Raw genomic sequence first — 8,202 nt, 5'->3', positions numbered from 1 at the left:
TTGGCATATTTTCTCGTCCTGTTGAGTTAAATACTTGCCGACACCATGTCGACAAGATTGGAATTATATTTTTATTGTAAGGGTTTAGTCAAGCAAATGACTGATAAAGTTTGGTGTTTTCCAATTTATGTCTAAATTTTAGAAACAAAGGCCGTCTGAAACATTCAGATGGCCTTTGGCATTTTAAACAAGTCCGCAATTTGGTTCTCTACTTATTTTCTCCATTGCTTTCCTTATTTATTTAGATGGCCTGAAACTCCACTCTCTTTTATGTCCTCTAAAAAATGAAACCGCAAGCCAGTCTTGCGGTTTCATTTTCACAATAATCCCGAGGGATTATTCGTCTGAAGCTTCGGTTTCAGAAGTTTCTTGATCAGCTTGCTGCCATTGTTGATGACGACTGCGGTGGTAGGTCAAACCTGTACCGGCAGGAATCAAACGACCAACAATCACGTTCTCTTTCAAACCGCGCAGCTCGTCTTGTTTGCCCATAATAGCGGCCTCTGTCAAGACGCGGGTTGTTTCTTGGAACGATGCCGCAGAAATAAAGCTGTCTGTAGACAAGGAAGCTTTGGTAATACCCAGCAACACGTTTTCGTAACGTGCCGGCTCTTTGTCTTCAGCCATGGCTTTTTCATTGGCAAGCATCACATCGCCACGCTCAACTTGCTCACCAGTAATGAACTCTGTATCACCTGAATCAACGATGTTCACTCGACGCAGCATTTGACGGATGATGACTTCGATGTGTTTATCGGAAATCTTCACACCTTGCAGGCGGTAAACCTCTTGCACCTCTTGAACAATGTAGCGGGCCAATGCTTCGATACCTTGCAGACGCAGAATGTCGTGTGGATCTACGGCACCGTCTACGATGGTTTCACCGCGGTTTACCACTTGACCGTCGTGTACCAGAATTTGTTTCTCTTTAGAAATCAGGGTTTCGTATGCTACACCGTCTACGTCGGTAATAATCAGACGCTGTTTACCTTTGGTTTCTTTACCGAAGGAAACTGTACCGGTAATTTCTGCCAACATACCTGCATCTTTCGGCACGCGTGCTTCAAACAATTCGGCTACGCGTGGCAGACCACCGGTAATATCGCGGGTTTTAGAAGACGCTTGCGGAATACGCGCCAATACATCACCCTTACCGACTTCCTGACCTTCACGGATGGTAATCACCGCACCGACCGGGAATGCCATAGAAACTGGGGTAGTGGTACCTGGGATGCAAATTTCCAGACCGTTTTCATCCAACAGTTTGACAGTCGGACGCAACAGTTTAGAAGCACCAGAGGAACGACGTTTACCGTCAATCACTACCAGAGTAGACAAACCGGTGACATCGTCGGTTTGTTTCGCAACGGTAACACCTTCTTCCACGTTTTCGAATTTCACCGTACCTGCGTGTTCGGTGATCATCGGACGGGTGTGCGGGTCCCAAGTTGCCAAAGTTTGACCGGCTTTAATGGCTTCGCCGTCTTGTACCAGCAGGATTGCACCGTAAGGTACTTTGTGACGTTCACGTTCACGACCGATATCGTCGTGAATCACTACTTCACAAGAACGGCCGATAACAACCAACTCGCCTTTGTTGTTGGCAACATAACGCATTTGGCTGCTGAAACGTGCTGTACCGTTGGATTTGGCTTCTACTTGACTGGCCGCCGCTGCACGAGATGCCGCACCACCGATGTGGAACGTACGCATGGTCAGCTGAGTACCTGGCTCACCAATGGATTGTGCCGCAATCACACCAACTGCCTCACCGGCGTTAACCAGTTTACCGCGTGCCAAGTCGCGACCATAGCAGTGTGCACACAGGCCATGACGGGTTTTACAAGTAATTGGCGTACGGACTTTAACTTCATCGACACCGGATTGGTCAATCATATCTACCAGTTTCTCGGTCAACAACGTACCGGCTTCAACCAAAGTCTCGCCAGTCGAAGGATCGACAACATCAGAAGCAGTAACGCGGCCCAAAATACGATCGCGCAAGGCTTCAATCACATCACCGCCTTGTACCACTGCCTTCATCACAAAGCCGTCTGAAGTACCGCAATCGTCTTCAACAACTACCAAATCTTGGGTTACGTCTACCAAACGACGGGTCAGGTAACCGGAGTTTGCAGTTTTCAATGCAGTATCCGCCAAACCCTTACGCGCACCGTGGGTCGCAATAAAGTATTGCAATACGGTCAGACCTTCGCGGAAGTTGGAGGTAATAGGCGTTTCAATAATGGAGCCGTCAGGTTTCGCCATCAAACCACGCATACCGGACAACTGTTTAATCTGAGCTGCAGAACCACGGGCACCAGAGTCAGCCATCATGTAAATAGAGTTGAAGGACTCTTGGTCAACTTCGTTGCCGTCACGGTCGATGACTTTTTGTTTGGACAGGTTGTCCATCATCGCTTTAGCAATCTTATCGCCGGCACGACCCCAAATATCGACCACTTTATTGTAACGTTCGCCGTTGGTCACCAAACCTTGACGGTATTGGTCTTCGATTTCTTTAACTTCGGCATTAGCTTCAGCCAGCAAGGCTGCTTTTTCTTTCGGAATTTCCATATCGTCAACCGCAATGGAAATACCGCCTTTAGCCGCAAAACCGAAACCGGTATACATCAAGTGGTCGGCGAAAATAACAGTTTCACGCAAGCCGCACAGACGGAATGACGCATTAATCAGTTTAGAAATTTCTTTTTTCTTCAGCGCTTTGTTGATGTACTCGAACGGCAGGCCTTTAGGCAAGATTTCGCTCAACAATGCACGGCCGACGGTTGTTTCGTAACGGTTAACGACAGGCTCAAACTCACCTGCTTCGTTTTTCACCCATTCACGCAGACGTACGGTAATTTTCGTACCCAGCTCAACCTGTTTGGTATGGTATGCACGATGCACTTCTTTCACATCGGCAAACAGGCTGCCTTCGCCTTTGGCATTGATACGGTCGCGGGTCATGTAGTACAGACCCAATACAATATCTTGAGAAGGTACGATGATTGGTTCGCCGTTGGCTGGAGACAATACGTTGTTTGAAGCCAGCATCAGGGTGCGCGCTTCCATTTGCGCTTCCAAACTCAATGGAACGTGTACAGCCATTTGGTCACCGTCAAAGTCGGCGTTAAATGCGGCACACACCAATGGGTGCAACTGAATTGCTTTACCTTCAATCAGGATAGGTTCGAACGCTTGAATACCTAAACGGTGCAGGGTTGGCGCACGGTTCAGCATAATCGGATGTTCGCGGATGACTTCTTCCAAGATATCCCATACTTCAGGTACTTCTTGTTCTACCAATTTTTTTGCAGCTTTAACGGTAGAAGCCAAGCCTTGTTTTTCCAATTTGTGGAAAATGAATGGTTTGAACAGTTCCAAAGCCATTTTTTTCGGCAAACCGCATTGGTGCAGACGCAGGTATGGGCCTACGGTAATCACGGAACGACCGGAGTAGTCCACACGTTTACCCAGCAGGTTTTGACGGAAGCGGCCGCCTTTACCTTTAATCATGTCAGCCAATGATTTCAGCGGACGTTTGTTGGCGCCGGTCATGGCTTTACCGCGACGACCGTTATCCAACAGAGAGTCAACTGCTTCTTGCAACATACGTTTTTCGTTACGAACGATGATGTCAGGCGCATGCAGTTCCAACAGACGTTTCAAACGGTTGTTGCGGTTAATAACGCGGCGGTACAAATCGTTCAAATCGGAAGTGGCAAAACGACCGCCATCCAATGGAACCAACGGACGCAAATCAGGCGGCAATACCGGCAGCACATCCATAATCATCCATTCCAGTTTCATACCGGAACGGTGGAAGGCTTCCAATACTTTCAAACGTTTGGCGATTTTTTTGATCTTGGTGTCAGAGCCGGTAGATTCCAGCTCTTGACGCAGGATTTCGATTTCGCCGGTAATATCCAAGGTACGCAGCAATTCGCGGATACCTTCTGCACCCATTTTGGCATCGAAGTCGTCGCCGTATTCGTCCAGTTTGTTGTAGTAATCGTCTTCTGTCAGCAATTGACGACGTTGCAACGGAGTCATGCCGGGATCGGTTACCACAAATGCTTCAAAGTACAATACGCGTTCGATATCGCGCAAAGTCATGTCCAATACCATACCCAAGCGGGAAGGCAGGGATTTCAAGAACCAAATGTGGGCAACAGGTGCAGCCAATTCAATGTGGCCCATGCGTTCGCGGCGTACTTTAGACAAGGTCACTTCTACGCCACATTTTTCACAGGTTACGCCTTTAAATTTCAAGCGTTTGTATTTACCGCACAAACATTCATAGTCTTTGACCGGACCAAAGATTTTGGCGCAGAACAAACCGTCGCGCTCAGGTTTGAACGTACGGTAGTTGATGGTTTCAGGTTTTTTAACTTCGCCATAAGACCATGAGCGGATGGTTTCGGGAGAGGCAATACCGATTTTGATGGCATCAAACTCTTCTTCCATGCCGGCAGTTTGCAACGGATTAAATAAGTTCAACAAATTCATTTTTGCTCCTTGAAGGAAGTATTTTTACCGCATGGCGGATTTTCGATATTGGGAAACGGTACTTTCGATTTCAGACGGCCTAAATGCCGATTGCTTCATTCTTATTCTGAAACCGCTTTTTCAGACGACCTTGAAAGGCCGTCTGAAAATTTCTGTTTAGTAACGTTCCAAATCGATATCCAAGCCCAGCGAGCGAATCTCTTTAACCAATACGTTGAAGGATTCAGGCATACCGGCATCGATTTTGTGTTCGCCTTTGACGATGTTCTCGTACATTTTAGTACGGCCGTTCACGTCGTCAGACTTCACAGTCAGCATCTCTTGCAGCGTGTATGCCGCACCGTATGCTTCCAATGCCCAAACCTCCATCTCACCGAAACGTTGGCCACCGAACTGAGCTTTACCGCCCAGAGGCTGCTGGGTAACCAGACTGTATGGACCGGTAGAACGGGCGTGCATTTTTTCGTCAACCAAGTGGTGCAGTTTCAGATAGTGCATCACACCGACTGTAACCTTGCGGTCGAATGCTTCGCCTGAACGGCCGTCATACAGCGTGATTTGAGTTTTACTGTCGTTAAAGCCCAGTTTCTCAACCTCAGGATCTTCGCTTGGGTAAGCCAAGTTCAACATTTCGCGGATTTCAGACTCTTTTGCACCGTCGAATACAGGAGAGGCGAAAGATGCACCTTTGCGCAGGTTGGAAGCCAATTCGATGATTTCTTCATCTGTCAGGCTGTCCAAATCTTCTTTCTTACCGCTACTGTTGTAGAGTTTGTTCAAGAATTCACGCAGCTCGCTGGCTTTGCGTTGCTCTTTCAGCATACGGTCGATGCGTTCGCCGATACCTTTTGCCGCCCAACCCAAGTGAACTTCCAAAATCTGACCGATGTTCATACGGGAAGGTACGCCCAATGGGTTCAGTACGATGTCTACCGGACGGCCGTCAGCCATGTAAGGCATGTCTTCCACTGGCAGAATGCGTGATACCACACCTTTGTTACCGTGGCGACCCGCCATTTTGTCACCGGCTTGCAGACGGCGTTTGATGGCGATAAATACTTTCACCATTTTTTGTACGCCCGGTTGTAGCTCGTCGCCTTGGGTCAGTTTTTTCTTCTTGATCTCATACAACTCATCCGCTTCTTCGCGTTTTTGTTGCAGGCTCAATTTAATCAGTTCCAATTGCTTGGCCAAGTCTTCGTCAGCCAAACGGATATCAAACCAATCATGTTTGCTGGACAGGCTTGCCAAATATTCGGTAGTAATTTCGCTGCCTTTAGCCAGCTTCATCGGACCACCATTGGCTTTTTGACCAACAATCATACGCTCAATACGGTCGAATGCGTCATTATCGAAAATACGCAATTGATCGCCCAAATCTTGGCGGTAACGTTTCAATTCAGAATCAATAATGGATTGAGCACGTTTGTCGCGTTGGATACCTTCACGAGTGAAGACTTGAACGTCGATAACGGTACCGCTCATGCCGGTAGGCATACGCAATGAAGTATCTTTTACGTCAGATGCTTTTTCACCGAAAATGGCACGCAGCAGTTTTTCTTCAGGAGTCAGTTGGGTTTCGCCTTTAGGTGTTACTTTACCTACCAAGACGTCACCGGCTTCTACTTCTGCACCGATATATACGATACCGGATTCATCCAAACGATTTTGCATACGTTCGGACAAGTTCGGAATATCGCGAGTAATGTCTTCCGCACCCAGTTTAGTGTCACGTGCAACAACGTTCAGTTCTTCAATGTGAATCGAAGTATAACGATCGTCCGCAGCCACTTTTTCTGAAATCAGAATCGAGTCTTCATAGTTGTAACCGTTCCATGGCATGAAGGCGATGGTCATGTTTTGACCCAAAGCCAATTCACCCAAGTCGGTAGATGCACCGTCGGCTACCAAGTCACCACGTTGCAACACATCGCCTGCTTTTACGGCCGGACGTTGGTTGATGTTGGTAGATTGGTTGGAACGGGTAAATTTAACCAAGTTGTAAATATCGACACCCACTTCACCGGCAGTCGCTTCATCATCATGAACACGAACTACGACGCGATTGGCATCTACATACTCAACCACACCGCCACGACGGGCAACGATTGCAGTAGCAGAGTCAACGGCTACAGAGCGTTCGATACCGGTACCAACCATTGGTTTTTCAGGGCGCAGACACGGTACGGCCTGACGTTGCATGTTGGCACCCATCAATGCACGGTTCGCGTCATCATGTTCCAAGAATGGAATCAGCGATGCTGCAACGGATACCACTTGACCGGTTGCCACGTCCATATATTGAACGCGGTCAGGTGTTGCCATAATGGTTTCGCCTTTTTCACGACAGGTAACCAAGTCGCCAATCAGATTACCGTCTTTGTCCAAATCGGCATTCGCCTGTGCAATCACATACCGGCCTTCTTCGATAGCAGACAAGTAATCGATTTCTTCAGTTACTTTACCATCGACAACACGGCGGTAAGGGGTTTCTAAGAAGCCATAATCATTGGTACGCGCATAAACGGACAATGAGTTAATCAAACCGATGTTCGGACCTTCAGGCGTTTCAATCGGACATACGCGGCCATAGTGGGTCGGATGTACGTCTCGCACCTCAAAGCCTGCACGTTCGCGAGTCAAACCGCCCGGGCCCAATGCAGATACACGGCGTTTATGGGTAACTTCAGACAATGGGTTGGTCTGATCCATAAATTGGCTCAATTGGCTGGAGCCGAAGAATTCTTTAATCGCGGCAGAAACAGGTTTTGCATTGATCAAGTCATGCGGCATCAAGTTCTCAGATTCTGCTTGGTTCAAACGCTCTTTAACTGCACGTTCAACACGAGCCAAACCGCTGCGGAATTGGTTTTCAGTCAACTCACCCACAGAACGAACACGACGATTGCCCAAGTGGTCAATATCGTCTACTTCGCCATGACCGTTACGCAGTTCAACTAATGTAGCAATAGAAGCAACAATGTCTTCAACGCTCAGAACGTAACCGCCTTTTTCAGCTGCACCGCCCAAAGTCTCATTCAACAAACGGCCATACCAAGAGTTTTGTTGTGCTTCAGACAATTTTTGCTCGTATGTGCGCGTATTAAATTTCATACGGCCTACGCGAGACAAATCATAGCTGTCTTCACTGAAGAACAAGCGGTTGAAGAGCTGTTCAACAGCTTCTTCGGTAGGCGGTTCGCCAGGACGCATCATGCGGTAAATCGCTACGCGTGCAGCTTGCTGATCAGCGGTTTCGTCTGTACGCAGAGTGCTGGAGATGTAACCACCTTGATCCAATTCATTGATATAAAGGGTCGTAATTTCTTTTACGCCATGGATATCAAATTTAGCCAACAGTTCTTCTGTAATTTCATCGTTAGCAGACGCCAATACCTCGCCGGTTTCCGGATCAATCAGATCCGCAGCCAATGCTTTGCCAATCAGACTTTCTGGCTCTACATCCAAACGAGTCAGACCTGCATTGGTAATATCACGGATATTTTTCGCAGTAATGCGTTTACCTTTGGCGACCAATACATTGCCTTCTTTATCCAAGATATCAACTTTGGCAGTTTCACCTTTCAGACGGCCTGCAACCAGATCAGTTTGAACACCGTTTGAAGACAAATAGAAAGTTTCTTTGTCGTAGAAAATATCCAAGATTTGTTCATTGTTGTAGCCCAAAGC

At 47.5% G+C, this 8,202-nt stretch carries 2 protein-coding genes; both read right to left on the bottom strand.

Features of this window, described 5'->3' with window-relative positions:
* Nucleotides 1–336: 336 nt before the first annotated feature.
* Complete coding sequence (gene rpoC, locus ACTHSP_RS15070) at nucleotides 337–4,512, bottom strand: DNA-directed RNA polymerase subunit beta' (protein ID WP_049350635.1); 4,176 nt, start codon at nucleotides 4,510–4,512, stop codon at nucleotides 337–339.
* 156 nt (nucleotides 4,513–4,668) lie between these two features.
* Nucleotides 4,669–8,202 (bottom strand): DNA-directed RNA polymerase subunit beta (gene rpoB, locus ACTHSP_RS15065; RefSeq protein WP_440346362.1); only part of this gene is annotated, 3,534 nt, incomplete at its 5' end.

Source organism: Neisseria sp. P0001.S005 (genome assembly GCF_051963715.1).
Note: the sequence above shows the minus strand (reverse complement) of the source record. Positions and strands in the feature narration are given on the sequence as shown.